Source organism: Chryseobacterium carnipullorum, from assembly GCF_003815695.1.
Classification (GTDB): Bacteria; Bacteroidota; Bacteroidia; order Flavobacteriales; family Weeksellaceae; genus Chryseobacterium; species Chryseobacterium carnipullorum.
This window is the reverse complement of the sequence record NZ_CP033920.1, coordinates 602501-622938: the sequence shown is the minus strand read 5'-3', so window position 1 is coordinate 622938 and position 20438 is coordinate 602501. Positions and strand designations below refer to the sequence as shown.

The following is a 20438-nucleotide window of genomic DNA, read 5'->3' as shown; positions in this document are numbered from 1 at the left end:
AATTGGGCAAGTAATGCACCTGCCCAAAATCTTTTCTTATTTATTGTTTTTGTTGTATTAGTGACCTCCATCAGATTCTAAAATATCAACATTAATTCCCTGTTTAGACAAAGCCTTCTTGGTGATGTATGCGAATAATGCAATATATGCAAAACAAAGCACAGGAATAAAATAGGAATTATGGATTCCGATAATATCAGATAATTTACCCTGTAGCGGTGGAATAATACCTCCCCCTAGAATCATCATCACAAGGAATGCTGACCCCTGAGCAGTATATTTTCCTAAGCCGGTAATTGCTAAAGTAAAGATTGATGGCCACATGATGCTACAGGCAAGACCTCCGGAAAGGAATGCATAAATAGCTATATTTCCAGTGGTAAGAAGTCCTACGATCATGGCTGTTACTCCAAACAATCCGAAAATAGTAAGTGTTGCAGCTGGTTTGTTTTTGCTGATCAGGAATAAAATAACCTGAATCGCAATACAGATAGCATAGAAATAAAGGTGTGACATGTCTTTCTGAGCAACCGTATTGATTCCGATAATCACTAAGAATGCCACAAAAGGCACAACAATGGTAGCAATGGTTTGCTGCTGTTTGTTCAGATTAAATACAGCAATGGCACCAGTCCATCTTCCGATCATTAAACTTCCCCAGTACATCGAAATATAAGGAGCAAGGTCCGAAGACTGATGTCCGCCGAATGCCGGTGTACTTAATAGCTCTCCCAGATTACTTCCTATTGCAACTTCTACTCCCACATAGCAGAGAATGGCGATCATTCCCAATACAAGCTGTGGATACTTCATAGCGCCCCAGCCCTCCGGATTCTTTTTCGAACGGGTGTTGGCAAAAAGAAGACAAACGATAACAGAAAGCAATGCCCCTCCCAGGTAAATCATTCTTTCTTTTTCAAGAGGATGTTTTATCGTTTCAAGTTCTGTTTTTTTATGATCGATCTGTGTTTTGAATTCAGCCGTTTTTGTAGCATCGGTCTCTTTTTTCAAACTAGAGTCCAGCACTGAAATCTCACTGCTTAATACTTCAATTTTTTTAGCTTCTTCAGAATTGTAGCTGCTGAATACCGGAATGAAAAATAAGATAACCAATATCGTCATGGCGATCAAAGTTTTTCTTGCTTTTCCAGCTTTTTCCATGGGCTCATTAGAGATTCCGTCAGGAAGTTTTTTAGAGAAATAGAAAACTCCGGCAGCAATTAAAAATAAAGCTCCTACCGCGGTATACAGTAAAATTACTTTATCCAGCGCCAGATGTTTGATCTGATCGTCATCTACGGTGGCCGTTGTTCCAAAAAGAGCAAGTCCTACGATAATGGGCCCGATTGATGTTCCAAAGGAATTGATTCCTCCAGCTAAATTCTGTCTGCTGGCCCCTGTTTTGGGATCTCCCAAAAGTACTGCAAAAGGGTTGGCAGCAGTTTGCTGAATGGAAAAACCTAGGGCCACAACGAAAAGTCCAATGAGCATTCCGTAATAGACATTGGCTTTAACGGCCAGAATCATAATCGCAGCTCCTACAGCTGACAGAAGCAGTCCGTAGACAATACTCCTTTTGTATCCCCATTTGCCTATAATATCAATCCCTTTAATTGTACTGGATATGAACAGCAATAACGCTCCAAGAAAATAGGCTGTATAAAATGCAAAGTCTATTAATTGGGACTGAAATTGGTCAAGGGAAAAATAGTTTTTACAAAAGGGGATGAAAATACTATTGCCGGCTGCAATAAAACCCCAGAAAAAAAATACAAGCACCAGGGTGTATAGTGCAGGGTAATTAGTCGGTTGATTTGTTTTAGACATGTTTGTTAAAAATTTCGCAAACAAATATAACTATTTCTTTTATATAGAGTGTTCCAGCAGCGTTTTTTTTATCTCCTCAAAAGCTTCTGTTTTTAGATCTTTCGGAGAACCTGAGGGTTGCAGGATTCCGTTGAAATATACCTTGACCCGTCCCGGATAGCCTTTTGAACTGTCGAAAGGGAAAATTTCTTTCAGACCCACAAAGGTATATACTGCGATCGGCGACTGGTGTTTGAAAGATAAAGTAAATGCTCCGTCTTTAAATTCATCAAGAATAATAGTAGTATCATCCGGGACGCCCCCTTCAGGAAATATAGCAATACTGTTTCCTTCTTCCATTTTTTCAGCGCATCTTCTGTACACATCTGCACGGCTTCTGGCACTGCTCCGGTCTACCATCACGCATATCCTTTTATATATGGTACCGAAAATCGGTATTTTCACCAGTTCTTTCTTTCCCACAAAACAAATAGGGTGATCAGGCATCAGGATACAGGTGAGCATAATATCCATAATCGATGTGTGGTTCGAAATGAAAACGTATGGTTTGTTTCTGTCTTTTTTCTGATCAGAAAGATTGATGAGATCATACCTTAAACCCATCCCGTAAAACATCCCGAAACACCAGATGCGGATAAACCGGTAAGCGTATTTGTAATGCTTTTTATTGAAAGATAAAATGTAAACAGGGATTCCCATTGTAACTGTTAAGACAAATGCCAGTAGCAGCAACCAGAATCTCCAGAGATAATTTAAAATTTTTGTCACAGCCTAACCGTTAAAAATTACTTTCTTTTTCACTGAATAATTAAGAATGGAAACCAGCAGGATTGCCGCAATCTTACTGATCATTTCCGGGCTTAAGGTATAAAAAATTAAATTGATATTGTCCTTAAATATAAAGCTGTAAAAAATCTGGAAAAATCCTAAACTTACCAATGTTGAAACAAAAGAAACACCCATAAAGTATGCAAATTCTTTTTTCTTAGAATGCTTTCCTCTTTCAAAGACAAACCAGATACTTAAAAAGTAATTCGTGATGATCCCGCAGCTGGTGGAGAGAATATTACTTAAAGGATAATGAATGCCATGAAAATTGGTTTCTCTGGCAAAAAAGTGGGGAAGGTAAGTACTGAATGCCTTGAAGCTTCCAATTTCTACAACAGCACTCAGCCCTCCGGCTATAATGAAGAACAAAACCTGTTTCTGGCGTATTAGTAATTCTCTCATTCAATAGATATGAAGATGCAAATTTATAATTATATGTTAATAATGTAAGAATAAAAGGTCATTTTAAAATAGAAATTTACTTCATTGTACTGACAGGTAATGAAATAGGTGTTTTTTTAGCCTTCGATAAAACAGATTTCGGTAGTTAAAGAGGAGATTTAGTCTTGCAAAAACTTTGTGTAATGAGTTAAAAAAAATGAGAGAAATTACTTTATGAAATTTTATAAAGTGATCAAACATCATGACAATCGGTCTAGGCTAAAGGCATTCACATTACTAAGTGATTTTTAGCTCTACGGTATTGTGATAAATAGATGTTAAACATTGAAAAAAGTTGTTAATTTTTTTTTTTGAATCAAAATAATTTCTAAATTTAATATTCAGAATGATGTGATTATAACCTGATAATAAATTCATTTTCAACTTCTTGTGTTGATGGTTTTTTCTATCTTGTAATGCGCACTATAACGCATACTACCTTAATTTTTACGACCCAATTTATAACAATATTTGTATGAAAAGTCAAAACAAATACAGAAAATTCCAGCTTCAGCAAAAAAATATTGAGGCTCTTGAGAGAGAGAATTCCCGCTTCAAAAGAGTGTATTCAGAATATGAAAATATGGCAGACGAATTGTGGAACCTTGAAAACTCCACAGACCAGCCTGTTCCAGATGATTTTATCAATGCCATTATGCTTCAGAGTTCTTATCTTGAGGACGAAATTGAAGACTGGCTGATCAAGTTTAATAATCAAAAAGCTGATATAAAACATTAGAAGCTTCCAGTCTGTTTTTAAACGCTATTTGAAGATAAATTCATAATTTAGCATCCTTAAACTAAAATGTAAAATATGGTTGCTATTGTTGATAGTGGTTCTACCAAATCAGATTGGGTGATCCTGGATGACTTCAAAAAAGTGTTTTTAAAAACAGAAACTATCGGCTTTAATCCTAATTTTATCAACAGGGAACTTATCGTTCCTGAAATAGAAAAGAACAGCAGCCTTATATTGGTCAGAAATTCCATAACCAAGATTTTCTTTTATGGTTCAGGATGTGGTGTGAAAAAAAACTGCGAAACTATAGAAGAAGAGCTGAAAAAGATATTCACAAAAGCTGAAGTTGTAGTGAAAGAGGATCTTATGGCTGCAGCGTATGCTGCTTACGGCGGGAAACCTGCCGTAGTTTGCATTTTAGGAACAGGCTCAAATTCATGCTATTTTGATGGCGAAAACCTTAAAATAAAACTTCCTTCCCTTGGTTTTCTTATTGGAGACGAAGGAAGCGGAAGTGCTATTGGAAAACAGCTGGTACGCAGATACTTTATGCAAAAGCTGCCTTCAGATCTTCTTGCAGAATTTGAGCAGAATTATACACTGACTGTGGAAGATGCATTGCAAAATATGTATCACAGTCCGAGGCCTAATGCCTATCTTGCCGATTTCAATAAATTTGTCATCGAAAGAAAGGATCATCCTTATTTTAAAGATATGGTATATAAAGAGATGAAAGATTTCTTTGAATACCAGGTGATTCCCTACGAAGAATCAAAAGAGGCCGAGATCAATTTCATCGGCTCTATCGCTTATTATTACGAAGATATTCTACGCTCAGTGGCGGAAGAATTACATTTAACTGTTGGGCATGTTGTCCAGAAACCAATCGAAAGTTTAGTAGATTACCATATTAAGTATATACTTTAATAAAAAACAAAATTCTATGTCAAGTAAAACCCACCGCGACGAAAAGAACTTTAATCAGGCCGCGTTAGATTATCATAAAGCCGAACCTAAAGGAAAAATCGAAGTGATTCCTTCGAAGCCTCACTCTTCTCAAAGAGATTTATCATTGGCATACTCACCAGGGGTGGCAGTTCCTTGTATGGAAATCCACGATAAGCCTGAAACCGTTTACGACTACACAGGAAAAGGAAACCTTGTGGCAGTAATTTCCAATGGAACGGCTGTTTTAGGTCTTGGTGATATCGGAGCTGAAGCTTCAAAACCGGTAATGGAAGGAAAAGGTCTTTTGTTCAAGATCTTTGCAGATATCAACGTCTTTGATATTGAAATCGATGAAAAAGATCCGGACAAATTTATTCAGATTGTAAAAGGGATTGCGCCTACATTCGGAGGAATCAATCTTGAAGATATTAAAGCACCGGAAGCTTTCTACATCGAGCAGAGACTGAAAGAAGAGCTTGATATTCCTTTAATGCACGATGATCAGCACGGAACGGCTATTATTTCAGCCGCTGCACTGATCAATTCACTGCAAATCGCCAATAAAAATATCGCAGAAGTAAGAATGGTCGTGAACGGAGCCGGAGCGGCTGCCATTGCATGTACCAACTTATACATTTCTTTAGGTCTGAAGAGAGAAAATGTTTTAATGTGCGACAGTAAAGGAGTGATCAATCATAAAAGAGAGAATCTTACCCCTGAAAAAATAGATTTCATTGCCAATACCGATATCGATACACTGGAAGATGCCGTAAAAGGTTCTGATGTTTTCATTGGTCTGTCAAAAGGAAATGTAATGACTCCGGAAATGCTTTCCAGCATGAAGGAGAATCCTATCGTTTTTGCTTTGGCTAACCCGGATCCTGAGATCGCTTATGACGTGGCTCTTGAAACCCGTAAAGATGTGATCATGGCAACAGGAAGAAGTGACTATCCTAACCAGGTGAACAATGTATTGGGATTCCCTTACATTTTCCGCGGAGCATTAGACGTTCAGGCAAAAGGAATCAACGAGGAAATGAAGCTGGCGGCCGTACATGCTATCGCTGATCTTGCAAAAGAACCGGTACCGGAAGCTGTAATCTTGGCATATAATGTTCAGAACTTACAGTTTGGAAGAGAATATTTTATTCCAAAACCGTTTGATAACAGACTGATCACCAAAGTATCCAGTGCTGTAGCAAAAGCAGCTATCGAAAGTGGTATTGCCAGAAAAACCATTGAAGACTTCGAAGAATACGAAACCCAGCTGCTAGACAGAATGGGAAGAGATGAGAAGCTGGTAAGAATGATGCAGAGCCGTGCCAAATCGAATCCGAAGAGAATCACTTTAGGAAATGCTGAAGAATACAACGTATTGAAAGCAGCGCAGATTCTTTACGAAGAAGGAATTGCATTCCCAAGTCTTTTAGGAGATAAAAAATACATCAAAGAACAGATGGAACGTTTCGGCATCAATCTGGATATTCCGATTATCGATCCAAGTGATGACGATCAGAAAGAGAACAGAAAAAGATACAGAGAAACACTTTGGAAACTTCGTCAGAGAAAAGGCATGAACGAGTACAAAGCGAAAAGATATGTACGTCAGAGAGATTATTTCGGTCCTTTAATGTTGAGACACGGAGATACAGACGGACTTATTGTAGGTTTCTCTAAAAACTATACCTCAGTACTTCGTCCAGTTTTAGAAGTGATTGAAAAAGATAAAGGAGTAGATAAAGTGGCAGCGATGATGATGATTCTTTCAGAGAAGAAACCTATTTTCTTTGCAGATACATCCATCAATCAGAATCCTACCGCTGAAGACCTTGTCAATATTGCTAAAATGGCAGAAATCACAGTAAAATCTTTTGCAATAGAACCTAGAATTGCCATGCTTGGTTTCGAAAACTTTGCGGCAATCTCTGAGACCTCCAAAAAAGTAGCCAAAGCGGTAAGCATCCTTCACGAGAAATATCCTAAAATGGTTGTTGATGGGGAAATTCAACCCGATTTTGCAATGAATGCAGATCATTTGAGTGATTATCCATTCTCAAAATTAGGAACAACGCCTGCCAATACCTTTGTTTTCCCAAATCTTGAAAGTGCCAACCTTTCTTACAAGATCATCAGAGGAATGAAAGTAGCACAGGTGATAGGACCAATCTTAATGGGACTAAAACAACCGGTTCACGTTTTACAGATGCGTTCAAGTGTAGATGAGATCGTAAACCTGGCCACTGTAGCAGTACTTGATGCCCAAAGAAGAGAAAATAAGAAGTAATAAATAATCATCTTTTATAGATAAAAAGCAGTACACAAAATTGAGTGTATTGCTTTTTTTATTGTTTAAACATCCTTAAAGATGCGCATATAGACTTGTCTGAAAATGCAGATTCAGCAGCTGTAATCTTTCATTACTCCTAAAAAAGTGAAATAGTAAATAATTTATTGAAATATATTTATTATTTTACAGAAAAATAAATATATTTACTTGTAATTAAAAACTATTTACAATGAAAAACATTCAAAAACTATCAAGAGAAAATTTGAAACAAATCAATGGCGGAGGACCAAGAAGTCAGCCTATTCAATCTCCGGAAGGAGGGTATTATTGCCTTCCGTCTCAAGGACAGCTGTGTTTAGTAGGGTGCTCACCAACTTGTGTGAATGGGGCATGTAATATAAGTATGTGTTTGGATATAAATCCTTAGAATATTTATTGACCTCAATTCTATATTATTATAAAACCTGTCCACTTGGATGGGTTTTTTGTATTGATTGTTTTTGTATTAATTCATTGAATTTACGATCAAAATTTAAGTTAAAAATCATTCCTGCATGAAATGAAAATATTAATTAGTTTAAATTGCTATATTTGGGAGTTTTAAAAATTAATAATGATATTTTCCTTACAAGGCAGCGTTCAAGAACTTACGCCCACTTACGCAGTAATCAATGTACAAGGAGTTGGTTACTATGTAGGTATTAGTTTGATGACCTCCCAGGCCCTGGCCCTGAATAAGCCTGCATTCTTATATATTCAGCAGATCATCCGGGAAGATGCCCATCTTCTCTTTGGATTTAACACTCGTTCAGAAAAAGAAATGTTCAATCTGTTAATAAGCGTTAACGGAGTAGGAGCTGTTTCTGCTCTTATACTTCTTTCCACTTTAAGCCTTGAAGAGATCGCTACGGCCATCCTTTCCAAGAACAGCGCCCTCATTCAAAAGGCTAAAGGAATAGGAGCCAAAACCGCAGAAAGAATCATTGTAGATTTGAAGGATAAAGTCCAGAAATTCGGCATTGAAGCGGAAAATATTTCTGCATTCGTGGATAATAAAGTCAAGGAAGAATCGTTATCTGCATTAGAAGTTTTAGGCATCCCGAAGCGGATGAGCGAGAAGATTGCAGACCGGATGATGAAGCAGAATCCGGAGATCTCGGTAGAAGAACTGGTAAAACAAATTTTAAAAAACATTTAACATTTGGTGGCGAATAATAAGCATCTTAACATATTTCTGTTCCTGTCGTTCCTGTGCATGTCAGTAAATGCCTTTGCACAACAGGTCCGTGATACTGCGATCATAAAAAAAGATTATCAACTGGCCGATCCCACAAGGTATGAGGCCTTTTATGACATAAAAACCGGAATGTATTATGTGTATCCTAAAATTGGAAATACCTATACCGGACCTCCTACAGCAATGTCTCCTGAAGAGTATAAAGAATTTATGCTCGCTACCCAGACCAAAGCTTACTACAAAGAAAAATCCGATAAATATAGCCTTCTTTTCAGAAGAGACAGAACGGATGCCCGGAAACAAGGGCTTATTCCGTCCTTAATGATCAACAATAAGTTGTTTGAAACTATTTTCGGAAGCAATAAAATTGAGATCATCCCTTCCGGATATGCTTCCTTAGACTTTGCCGGACTCTACCAAAAAATTGATAATCCACTGATCCTGCCACAAAACAGGACCAGTTTTACTTTTGATATTGATCAGAGAATACAGCTGGGATTATTAGGTAAAGTAGGAGAAAATCTTCAGTTGAAAGCCAATTACGATACCCAGAGTGGTTTCGCATTTGAGAATAGAATGAATCTCGTTTGGCAGGCAAAAGGGAACTGGAAGGATCTTCAGTCCAAAGGTCTGGGAGATGTGGATAAACCTAGCGCAGGAGGAGAAGATAAAATTATAAAAAGAGTAGAATTCGGTAACGTAAATATGCCGCTTTCTACCAGTCTTATCCGTGGTTCTCAGTCATTATTCGGGGTGAAAACAGAATTCCAGCTTGGAAAAACTTACGGAACTGTCGTTCTTTCCCAGCAACAAGGGGAAGCCCGTAATATTGTAGTACAGGGTGGAGGGGTCATGAACAATTTTAAAGTCAATGCGATTGACTATGAAGACAACCAGCACTTCTTTCTGGGACACTATTTCCTGGACCGTTATGACAATGCATTAGCCAATTATCCACAGATCAATTCCACGGTAAACATTACCAGATTGGAAGTCTGGGTACTTGATCAGGGAAACAGTAATCTGGCATATCAGAAAAGTATTATCGGGATCAGAGACTTGGGAGAAGGGGCTTCCGGATTGCCGGACAACTCTCAGAATGGATTGTATCCCTCGATTAATGCAGCCATAGGGCCAAGAGAAGCAGGTAAAAACTATGCAACAACCTTTCAGGGGCAAAGTTTCCCTGGTAGTTTACAGCCATACGATAACGGAGAACAGTTTATTTTTAACACAAAAGCAAGAAGGCTGAATGCCAATGAATATACACTACAGCCACAGTTAGGATACATTTCATTAAATCAGAAGCTGAACGAAAATCAGCTTTTAGCCGTTTCATATTCCTATACAGATGGTTCCAATAAGGTGTATAAAGTCGGGGAATTCTCCGAAGAAAGCCCAGTATTGGTAACCAAAGTTCTTAGAGTAAACAACAAAGTGAATACAGAATCTCCAATGTGGGACCTGATGATGAAGAATATCTATTCTCTGGATGCAGGACAGGTAGCTCAGGATGGATTTATTCTTAATGTTTTCTACAGAGATCCCAAAACCGGAGGTAAAGTAAACTATCTGCCGGGGACCAGTGTTCAGGATAAAAATTTACTAAAATTACTGAACTGGGACCGTCTTAACATGAATGGTGATATTCAGGCCAGTGGAGGCGTACTGGGCGATGGTATTTTTGACTTTGTTAATGGAATCACGATACGGCCGGAAACGGGGAGGATTATTTTTACCAAAGTACAGCCCTTCGGAAGTTTTATGCAGAGTCAGGTCGGGAACGATCCTCAATTTGTTTTTACAGATCTGTACAGACAGCAAAAACAGGTCGCTACTTCCAGTAATCTTGCACAGCGTTATACCATAGAGGGACGCTACAAAGGAACACAGGGACAGGGAATTTCTCTTGGAGCCGTAAATGTTCCGCAGGGATCTGTTAAAGTTTCTGCCAATGGTGTTCAGCTGACAGAAGGAGTAGACTATACCGTAGACTATATGCTGGGTACAGTAACCGTAATTAATGAGAATGTTAAACAGTCAGGACAGGCCATCAATATCTCATTGGAAAACCAGCTTACCTTTAATACCCAGAGAAAAAGATTCTTAGGTCTGAACCTGGAAAGAAGATTCAATGAAAATTTTATATTAGGAGGAACCGTTGTTAACTATTCAGAATCTCCACTTACCCAGAAAGTAAATTATGGGCAGGAAGCTGTTAATAATACAATGGCAGGGATCAATATGATGTATAACAATCAGATTCCTTTCCTGACCAGACTGACCGATAAAATTCCATTTGTCAATACTGAAGCTCCATCCAATCTGAACTTTAAAATGGAAGCCGCTTACTTGCTTCCGGGATTAAATAAAGGAACAAATGACCAGTCTTATGTAGATGATTTCGAACAGACGACTTCTAAAATTTCCTTAAAAGAACCTGCTGCATGGAGCCTTGCTTCAAGACCTGAAAAAAACCTTGCAGCTCCATTTAATGGTGCACCGGCTAATGATGCTTTAACGAGTGGCTACGGAAGAGGACTTTTATCCTGGTATAACATTGACCCGAGATTCTGGGGAGTAGGAGGAAGAGCACCTGCAGGAATTACGGCACAGTCTGTGTCCAATCACGCCTCCAGAAGAGTTCAGTATTCAGAAATTTATAATAACAGAGATTTTGTGGCAGGTGAACAGACCTTCACCAATACTTTAGATATATCTTACTATCCGCAGGAAAGAGGTCCTTACAACGTAAACCCAGGATCCGAAACAGCCGCTGCCAGATGGGCTGGGATTATGAGACCCATCAGCGTTTCCAACTTCGTCAATTCCAATATTGAATATGTTGAATTCTGGATGATGGATCCTTATGCCGATGGCAATACCTTAGGAGACAGAGCTAGACTTCTACTTCAACTAGGTAACGTTTCTGAAGATATCCTGAAAGACGGTAAGATGCAGTATGAAAACGGACTTCCCACTCCGGGAGCACCTTCTACTACCACTACTTCTACCTGGGGAGTACAGCCAAAACAACCCCCTATTCTTTATGCCTTCTCAAGTGAAGGTGATGACAGAAGAGCCCAGGATTTAGGATATGACGGTTTAAGTTCCGATCAGGAATCTATGAGATTTGGAAATACATTCGTTAACCCGGTGACCAACTTAGTTGACCCTGCGGTAGACGATTTCGTATTTTTCATGTCCGATAAATTTACCGGTGGTCAGGCAGCATCTCTTGTTCAGAGATACAAATACTTCAGAAACCCGGAAGGAAACTCTCAGGCCAACTCTTTAGAAGTAGCATCTCAGACTCCTGATGCGGAAGATATCAACAAAGATTATAACCTTGACCAGACAGAAAGTTATAACGAATATGTCATCAAGCTTGATAAGCCGAGTCTTGCATTAGGACAAAATAATGTCGTAGATGTAAAAACGGTAAAAGCTACTTTCCAGAACGGACAGACTTCAGATGTGAAATGGTACCTGTTCAGAATTCCGGTTTCAAAATATGCAGAAACTGAAGCCGAAGGAGAGAGAAGTGCCTCTGTACTTAACAATGTAAGATTTGCGAGATTAATGCTTGCCGGTTTTGAGAATACGTCTACGATAAGATTCGGGACAATGGATCTTGTAAGATCAGACTGGAGAAGATATCCAAATCAGATTGCCAGCCCGACAGTAACTTCACAGCAGGAAGGAGTAGGAATAGCACAAAACAATAATTTCGAAGTTGGAAGTGTAAACATTGAAGAGAATGCGTTAAATCAACCTCCATATGTACTTCCTCCGGGAATCGACAGACAGGTGTTGAGTGGAAATGCTGGTGCACAGAGACAGAATGAAGCTTCACTTTACATGAAAGTAGAAGGACTTGCTGGAGAAGCAAGAGGGGTGTTCAAAAACACAACACTGGATATGAGAAGATATAAAAAGCTGAAACTTTTTGTACATGCTCAGGATCCAACCAGCAGAAACCAGGGTATTGACCCGGAATCTAAGTTTTTCATCCGTTTCGGAAGTGATGCTACAGATAACTATTATGAGTATGAATCTGAAATGATGTTGACTCAGAGCACAGCAACCACTCCTTTAGAAATATGGCCTGTTGAGAACAACGTTGATTTTGAAATCCAGAATTTTGTAGATGCCAAAATCAGAAGAGATAAAAGCTCATCGAATATTGTTGATCGAATAATGGATAATGTTTTTGGAGATAACTCCAAAAGAATTTATATCAAAGGACGTCCAAGTTTAGGAAATATTACAACGATTATGATCGGGGTAAGAAATACAGCCCGTTCCAATGCTATAACCAGAATCCTTTGGGTAAATGAGATTCGCCTTTCTGAAATTGAAAATGATGGAGGGTATGCAGGTAACGCAAGTTTGAACTTTAACCTTGGGGATTTTGCAACCGTAAATACAAGCGCTTCCTATACCTCTGTAGGTTTCGGAAATATAGATTCAAAACCATCAGAAAGAAATCAGTCTACTCAGTCTGCATTCAGTATTAATACGGCGGTAAACGTAGATAAATTTCTTCCTGAAAAAAGCGGAATGAAAATTCCTTTAAACTATTCTTATTCACAGACCATTGAGGATCCGAAATACAATCCTCTTGATACCGATGTGGAATTCAGTAAAGCAGCCAATAAAGAACAACTGAAGAAAGTAGCGAGAACTTATACCCAGCAAAGAAGTATTGGGGTAGTCAATATGCATAAGGAAAGGGTAAATCCAAATAGAAAACCTAAATTCTACGATATTGAAAACGTTTCTGTAACTGCAGTGTATAATGATGATTATTTTAGAGATATTTACACTTCAAGAAACTACAGACAGTATCTGAGAGGATACGTTGATTACAACTATACCTTCAAGCCATGGGTGATTAAGCCGTTTAACAAAATGATTAGCGATACGGCAAAATCTACAAAATATCTGAAATGGGTAAAAGAATTTAATTTCAATCCGATTCCCACAAGACTATCTTTCAGAACTGAAGTAGACAGAAATTACAACGAGCTTGAATTCAGAAATTTGGAAGCAATCTTAAGTGGAAATACAGGCGATAGTTTTGCAGCGATCAAAAACAGAAACTTCTTCTTCGGATGGCAGTATGGTCTAGGATTCAACTTTACAAAATCATTAAAACTTGAAATCAATTCTGCGACAAGAACCCTTAATGATAATATGGATGTTAATGGGATGAATGATAAATCCATTTTTGGAAATGTATTCAGAGCAGGAAGACCGGTATTGTACAACCATAGAGTACAGCTGAACTACAAACTACCGTTCCAGTACCTTCCCTATTTGGATTTCATCGATGCAGAAATAGGATATGGTCTTACGTACAACTGGAATGCGAGATCTACTGCACTCCTTTCAAGTCCGGAAGGAAGTCTGGGATCTATCGGGCAGAATACGAATGTCATTCAAGCCACAGCTACAGCAGATATTCCCAAATTCTTTGGACAGTTTAAATACTTTAAAAATATCTCTGCAAAACTGCAGAAACGCAAACAGGAAATCGATTCACTGAACAATGTATACACGCAGCAGTGGGAGAAGAAAAGATATAAATTTAAGGGTTATAAATTCAAGAATAAACTGACGATTCTTCAGAGCGCAGCTTTCGTAATGACCTCATTCAAACAGTTAGATATTAACTACACTGAGAATAATGGAACAGTACTTCCTGGTTTGCTTTCCGCTCCAAACCTTTATGGTTATGGTCAGACTCTGGGAGGTCCTACGCTTGGATTCCTTTTTGGATCTCAGGCTGATATCAGAAGAACGGTGTTAGAAAACGGATGGGTAAGTGATTCACCTTACATGACCGATCCTTATGTGAAAATGTCGACTAGGGAATTAAGGGCCAATTTACAGATCGTTCCGATGAATGATTTTAGAATTGATCTTAGTGCATTGCATAATTACAATAGAAACTTTTCACAGTCTGGATTCAACAACCGTAATAACCTTGGAACAGTCAATCACGATTATGCATTCGCGAATGATCAGGTGACTTATTCCAACTCTGTTGTGCTTCTTAAAACATCATTTAAAGAAACCCAGGCTGTTTACCAGGCGATCAGAGAAAATGCAGTGATCCTTTCGCAGCAACTTGGAATAGGTGAAGTATTGACCACTGATGGCTTTGCAGAACATTACAGTATTGCTAACGCTTATGTACTGATCCCTGCATTCAGAGCAGCTGTCGAAGGAAAAACTGTTAAACAAATCGGAAATGCGAAGAAAGCTGGAATTCCAATTCCAAACTGGAAGATTACCTATTCAGGTTTAAGAAATGTTCCGATGATCAATGGTCAGTTCTCAAAATTTGATTTACTGCACGGATATACGGCAACATATACTGCAACAGGAATTCAGTCAAGTATTGACTATTTTAACAGGATTTCGGGAGGAAATGCATTTGATGTAAACAACGATTATATCAACCCATTTACATTCTCACAGGTAGGTTACGTTGAATCATTCTCACCACTTATCGGGATAGATGTTACCATGAGAAACAATATGCAGTTCGGACTTCAGTATAACAGAAATAGAATGATGTTGTTAGGATTAGTCAACCATACCCTTACAGAAGATTCTAATTCGGAGTATGTTGTGAGGCTTGGATATATCGTGAAAAATTTCAGATTAGGAATGGCTAATACAAGAGGTTCCAGAGGAAAAGGCAGTGACCTTAACATCCGAGGAGATATCTCATTGAGAGATAGTAAAACTTCAATCATGAATATCTTGTTAAATGACTCCCAGATTACAGGAGGTCAGAAACTCATGAATATAAAAATTTCTGCAGATTACAATGTCTCTGAAAACTTGAACCTTAGAGTATTCTACGAGCAGATGACTTCAAAATATAAAATATCGACTGCATTCCCGCTCTCCACTATTAGAGCTGGTCTGTCAGCAACATTTACATTTGGAGACTCAGGTGGTGGTTTCTAAGAAAAAAATTAATATATAATTGCTAAAATTAAAATCCCTTTCTATACAAGAAGGGGATTTTAGTTTTATTTCACGTTTTTTGGAATAGCTTAGTCTATATGGTATCTTTGTTCATAATTTTTTAAAATATGAACAAAATTACTTTATCTTTTTTTAGCCTATTATCTATAGTGTCTGTAGCGCAGAGCTTGTCACCCACAGGGTCAATTACAGCCCCTGGTTCAGCTGATAATTTTAAGGGTGGTTACACTTTTGCCTATGCAACTTCTGGAACACCTTGGAATGGCTCACTCATAAGTTTTGGTGGCTTTACAAATCAGTATGATACACAAATCAGTTCCGCCTATAATGGAAACAGTATGTCTTTCAGAACAAGAAATGGGGATTTTAATGTTTGGAATTCTTGGAATGAATTGGCAACTAAAGGAGCAAATGATTTTATGGGTAAGCAAACGATTATGGGAAATGTAGGTATAGGAACTCAAGCTCCATCCGAAAAACTTACTGTTTCTGGCGACCATCAAAACTCTATCATTTTATTACATTCTTCTGGTGATGGAGTAAATAGTCCTGCTAATTTATCACTTTGGGCTTCAGAGCCTCAAGAAACATATACCGGTGTAGGAATCGGTAATAATGTTAGAAACTATGGTACTGGGCAATCATTTCCACGTATAAATACAAACTTAGGAGGTTCTTATATAAGGTTGTTGGAGAATCATATTAATTTTAACTTAATCTCTAATACTGGAATTAAAAAACAAATAGCCACTCTTTATAGCGATAGATTTGAGGTCAATACACCAATTTATTCTAAAGAAAGTTCCAATGAGGGAGGAGCTCTTGTTCTTGAAAACCCTTCAAAAACTTCTGGAAATATAGCAAGGAAATGGGCATTATACAATATGACAGGTTCTTATGGCAATTCACTTCAGTTTTGGAGTTATTCCTCTGATGGAGCATCCTATGGATCAAAGCTTAAGATTTCTGATGATGGAAATATGGCTCTGTATGGTAAATTCGAAGCAAAAGAAGTAAAGGTAACTCTTACTCCTACAGCTGATTTTGTATTTGATGAAAACTATAACTTACCAAAACTGGAAGAGATAGAAAAGCATATTAAAGAGAAAAAGCATCTTCCCGAGATTGCATCGGCAGCACAGATGGAAAAAGAAGGGGTTAATATTGGAGAGTTTCAGATTAAGCTTCTTCAGAAAATCGAAGAACTTACACTGTATACTATTGAGCAGAATAAGCAGTTGAAAAAACTTCAGGAAAATAATGACAAGCTCATGAATGAAGTAGAGGAACTAAAAGCCATGAAAAAATAGTGATTATCATAGATCCAATCGCTGCTTTTGTAGCGATCTTTTATTTTGACTCTAAAATTTGCTCAAGATATTCATTAGCTCTTTGAACCTTTTATTATTTTGAATACATTTGTATAAAATAAAAATTAAAATGAATACACCATCAGAATTAAAGTACACGAAAGATCACGAATGGATCAAGATCGAAGGTAATGTTGCGACAATCGGTATTACAGACTTTGCACAAGGAGAGCTTGGTGATATCGTATACGTAGATGTAGATACCGTAGATGATGATATTGAAGGAGGAGCTGTTTTCGGAAGTGTAGAAGCGGTAAAGACTGTTTCAGATTTATTCTTGCCTATTTCAGGAAAAGTGATTGAATTTAATTCACAATTGGAAGATCAGCCTGAGCTTTTGAATACAGATCCTTATGGAGACGGATGGATCATTAAGTTAGAACTTGCTGATGGCGCAGATCATTCGGAACTGCTTACTGCAGAAGAATACCAGGCAATCATTGGATAAGGTTTCAAAAATATTTAGTAAGATTTTGCCCATTTATTGGGCATTTCTTACTTATATGCTCCTCAAACCCGGTGAAGAGAACCAGGAATATTGGTTCATGTTCGACGGTATTGACAAAGTTTTACATCTTAGCATATTTGCAATGTTGGGTTTCTGCTTCATCGCCACCTTTCCTAAAATCAAATTTTCCTATTTCTTTCAGATCATTCTTATATATGCCTTTCTTACAGAGATCCTCCAGGAGGAGATGGGTTTGGGAAGATCCATGGAATCTCTAGATATTGTAGCAGATACTATTGGATGCTTAATTGGATACTATATATATAAGATCTTAATTAAGCGTTTTTTCTAGCTCAAAATACCTGCTATTTTGTATTCGTCCCTTGTGGATAAGTCCACTATTTAAATAAATAATTAGTAATCAAAATCTTACGGGTGTATTTATCCCCATTATGAGTGCTGTATGAATTTTATGTTAAATAAGTTTGTTTTGCGTTGTGATAAGTTGTTATCTTTGCCCCACTGAAAAACGAGAGTTGATTAGTAGCACAGAAGAGCTTTTAGGTAAGCGATACTATTTATGAAAAAGCTTTATAGGAGCTAAAAAATGATCTCATTTAATTTTTAGAAATAAAAGTTGTGGGGTTTAAAAATTTTAGTATCTTTGCAGTCCGGTTAAACGGAGCGCAGAAGCAGTAAGGACGGATGTTTGTCAGGGAGTTAAGGTTACTTAAAAAACTTCAAATTTTCTTTGGAAAACATTTTGTCATTTAGAAATAAATAATTACTTTTGCAACCGCAAATAGAGAACAGAACGACAGAAAAGCTTCTCTATGTTTTGCGGAAAGAAAAAAGATCATTGACATACAATATACAACCAAGTAAGAAAAAAACTAAAGCGTAAAAAAACTTTGAGTGGGTCAGGAAAAACATACAATGGAGAGTTTGATCCTGGCTCAGGATGAACGCTAGCGGGAGGCCTAACACATGCAAGCCGAGCGGTAGGTTTCCTTCGGGAGACTGAGAGCGGCGCACGGGTGCGGAACACGTGTGCAACCTGCCTTTATCAGGGGGATAGCCTTTCGAAAGGAAGATTAATACCCCATAATATATCAGATGGCATCATTTGATATTGAAAACTACGGTGGATAAAGATGGGCACGCGCAGGATTAGATAGTTGGTAGGGTAACGGCCTACCAAGTCAACGATCCTTAGGGGGCCTGAGAGGGTGATCCCCCACACTGGTACTGAGACACGGACCAGACTCCTACGGGAGGCAGCAGTGAGGAATATTGGACAATGGGTGAGAGCCTGATCCAGCCATCCCGCGTGAAGGACGACGGCCCTATGGGTTGTAAACTTCTTTTGTATAGGGATAAACCTACTCTCGTGAGAGTAGCTGAAGGTACTATACGAATAAGCACCGGCTAACTCCGTGCCAGCAGCCGCGGTAATACGGAGGGTGCAAGCGTTATCCGGATTTATTGGGTTTAAAGGGTCCGTAGGCTGATTTGTAAGTCAGTGGTGAAATCTCACAGCTCAACTGTGAAACTGCCATTGATACTGCAAGTCTTGAGTGTTGTTGAAGTAGCTGGAATAAGTAGTGTAGCGGTGAAATGCATAGATATTACTTAGAACACCAATTGCGAAGGCAGGTTACTAAGCAACAACTGACGCTGATGGACGAAAGCGTGGGGAGCGAACAGGATTAGATACCCTGGTAGTCCACGCCGTAAACGATGCTAACTCGTTTTTGGGTTTTCGGATTCAGAGACTAAGCGAAAGTGATAAGTTAGCCACCTGGGGAGTACGTTCGCAAGAATGAAACTCAAAGGAATTGACGGGGGCCCGCACAAGCGGTGGATTATGTGGTTTAATTCGATGATACGCGAGGAACCTTACCAAGGCTTAAATGGGAATTGACAGGTTTAGAAATAGACTTTTCTTCGGACAATTTTCAAGGTGCTGCATGGTTGTCGTCAGCTCGTGCCGTGAGGTGTTAGGTTAAGTCCTGCAACGAGCGCAACCCCTGTCACTAGTTGCCATCATTCAGTTGGGGACTCTAGTGAGACTGCCTACGCAAGTAGAGAGGAAGGTGGGGATGACGTCAAATCATCACGGCCCTTACGCCTTGGGCCACACACGTAATACAATGGCCAGTACAGAGGGCAGCTACACAGCGATGTGATGCAAATCTCGAAAGCTGGTCTCAGTTCGGATTGGAGTCTGCAACTCGACTCTATGAAGCTGGAATCGCTAGTAATCGCGCATCAGCCATGGCGCGGTGAATACGTTCCCGGGCCTTGTACACACCGCCCGTCAAGCCATGGAAGTCTGGGGTACCTGAAGTCGGTGACCGTAACAGGAGCTGCCTAGGGTAAAACAGGTAACTAGGGCTAAGTCGTAACAAGGTAGCCGTACCGGAAGGTGCGGCTGGAACATCTCATTTTAGAGCGTCTTAAAGACGTTAAACAAAATTAGTACAGCAATGTACATTGATTCTGCTTAAAGTAAAGCTTTAGTTTTTTATTTGGTTGCTATATATTATAAAAATACACAACCCACTAGAAATTAGTATAGGGATAGAGATACAAGAGCCGAGAGCCAAGAACCAAGACGAATGCAAAAGTCTTGTATCTAGGATCTAGGACTGTTAGTCTAAAAGACAGTCTCGTAGCTCAGCTGGTTAGAGCGCTACACTGATAATGTAGAGGTCGGCAGTTCGAGCCTGCCCGAGACTACTAATTATAAGACGGGAAGATGAAAGAGGCAAGAGCCAAGATGTAAATCTTTAATCTAGCATCTTGACTCTCTTAGTCTACTAGAGGGGGAATTAGCTCAGCTGGCTAGAGCGCCTGCCTTGCACGCAGGAGGTCAAGGGTTCGACTCCCTTATTCTCCACAGTTTTGGAAGTTTGATTTAAAAGTTACGGATAGAGCCAAAAAACAATATTCGTTCATCAGACAGAAGAAAAGACATTAAGATCATTGACATTAACGGTAAAAATATCACAAAGAAAAAACCGAGCGCATATAAGCGCTTGAGTAACCAAAAATAGGAAAGAAATCGTTAAGGGCGTATGGCGGATGCCTAGGCTTTCAGAGGCGAAGAAGGACGCGGTAAGCTGCGAAAAGCTGCGGGGATTGGCACACACGAATTGATCCGCAGATGTCCGAATGGGGCAACCCGGCATGTTGAAGACATGTCACTCTAATTAATTAGAGAGCAAACCAGGAGAACTGAAACATCTAAGTACCCTGAGGAAAAGAAATCGAAGAGATTCCGTAAGTAGCGGCGAGCGAAA

General features: G+C 38.8%; 12 protein-coding genes, 2 tRNA genes and 2 rRNA genes (1 of these 16 cut by a window edge). 13 read left to right on the top strand and 3 right to left on the bottom strand.

From position 1 onward, the window contains the following. Nucleotides 1–57: 57 nt before the first annotated feature. From EG346_RS02925 to EG346_RS02915, 3 genes are read right to left on the bottom strand one after another with little or no spacing between them, the layout of a single operon-like run. On the bottom strand, nt 58–1827 hold the full coding sequence (locus tag EG346_RS02925; protein WP_073335572.1) for an MFS transporter: 1770 nt from the start codon (nt 1825–1827) through the stop codon (nt 58–60). Between the two features lie 39 nt (nt 1828–1866). After that, nucleotides 1867–2595 (bottom strand): lysophospholipid acyltransferase family protein, encoded by a 729-nt coding sequence (locus EG346_RS02920; RefSeq protein ID WP_073335573.1) that lies wholly within the window; start codon nt 2593–2595, stop codon nt 1867–1869. A gap of 3 nt (nt 2596–2598) precedes the next feature. Next, the gene (locus tag EG346_RS02915; protein ID WP_073335574.1) at nt 2599–3057 is read right to left on the bottom strand and encodes a GtrA family protein; all 459 of its coding nucleotides are present in this window, start codon (nt 3055–3057) and stop codon (nt 2599–2601) included. 514 nt (nt 3058–3571) lie between these two features. On the opposite strand from EG346_RS02915, the gene EG346_RS02910 reads away from it, so the two are divergent. The 13 genes from EG346_RS02910 to EG346_RS02855 all read left to right on the top strand — a co-directional run. Continuing rightward, on the top strand, nt 3572–3835 hold the full coding sequence (locus EG346_RS02910; RefSeq protein WP_073335575.1) for a hypothetical protein: 264 nt from the start codon (nt 3572–3574) through the stop codon (nt 3833–3835). 75 nt (nt 3836–3910) lie between these two features. Then, on the top strand, nt 3911–4762 hold the full coding sequence (locus tag EG346_RS02905) for a BadF/BadG/BcrA/BcrD ATPase family protein (protein ID WP_123876939.1): 852 nt from the start codon (nt 3911–3913) through the stop codon (nt 4760–4762). Between the two features lie 16 nt (nt 4763–4778). Further along, nucleotides 4779–7067, top strand: coding sequence for an NADP-dependent malic enzyme (locus EG346_RS02900; RefSeq protein WP_123876938.1), 2289 nt, complete (start codon nt 4779–4781; stop codon nt 7065–7067). 232 nt (nt 7068–7299) lie between these two features. Next, a complete protein-coding gene (locus EG346_RS25515) occupies nt 7300–7497 on the top strand; it encodes a bacteriocin-like protein (protein ID WP_407919916.1) in 198 nt (65 codons plus the stop codon). A 186-nt stretch (nt 7498–7683) separates the two neighbouring features. Then, a complete protein-coding gene (gene ruvA / locus EG346_RS02895) occupies nt 7684–8268 on the top strand; it encodes a Holliday junction branch migration protein RuvA (protein WP_123876937.1) in 585 nt (194 codons plus the stop codon). 57 nt (nt 8269–8325) lie between these two features. Continuing rightward, on the top strand, nt 8326–15294 hold the full coding sequence (gene sov / locus EG346_RS02890) for a T9SS outer membrane translocon Sov/SprA (RefSeq protein ID WP_123882549.1): 6969 nt from the start codon (nt 8326–8328) through the stop codon (nt 15292–15294). A gap of 128 nt (nt 15295–15422) precedes the next feature. Further along, the gene (locus EG346_RS25020; protein ID WP_228426563.1) at nt 15423–16625 is read left to right on the top strand and encodes a hypothetical protein; all 1203 of its coding nucleotides are present in this window, start codon (nt 15423–15425) and stop codon (nt 16623–16625) included. A gap of 130 nt (nt 16626–16755) precedes the next feature. After that, entirely contained in the window at nt 16756–17133 is a 378-nt protein-coding gene (gene gcvH, locus EG346_RS02880) for a glycine cleavage system protein GcvH (RefSeq protein WP_073336995.1), read from the top strand. A 25-nt stretch (nt 17134–17158) separates the two neighbouring features. Continuing rightward, the gene (locus EG346_RS02875) at nt 17159–17485 is read left to right on the top strand and encodes a VanZ family protein (RefSeq protein ID WP_262487943.1); all 327 of its coding nucleotides are present in this window, start codon (nt 17159–17161) and stop codon (nt 17483–17485) included. 581 nt (nt 17486–18066) lie between these two features. Further along, a 16S ribosomal RNA gene (locus EG346_RS02870) occupies nt 18067–19583 on the top strand. A 218-nt stretch (nt 19584–19801) separates the two neighbouring features. Beyond that, nucleotides 19802–19875: transfer RNA gene (locus tag EG346_RS02865), tRNA-Ile, on the top strand. An 86-nt stretch (nt 19876–19961) separates the two neighbouring features. Further along, nucleotides 19962–20035: transfer RNA gene (locus tag EG346_RS02860), tRNA-Ala, on the top strand. Between the two features lie 158 nt (nt 20036–20193). Further along, nucleotides 20194–20438, top strand: a 23S ribosomal RNA gene (locus EG346_RS02855) (it continues 2517 nt past the right edge of the window). Together the 16S and 23S rRNA genes with 2 tRNA genes alongside form the textbook arrangement of a ribosomal RNA operon.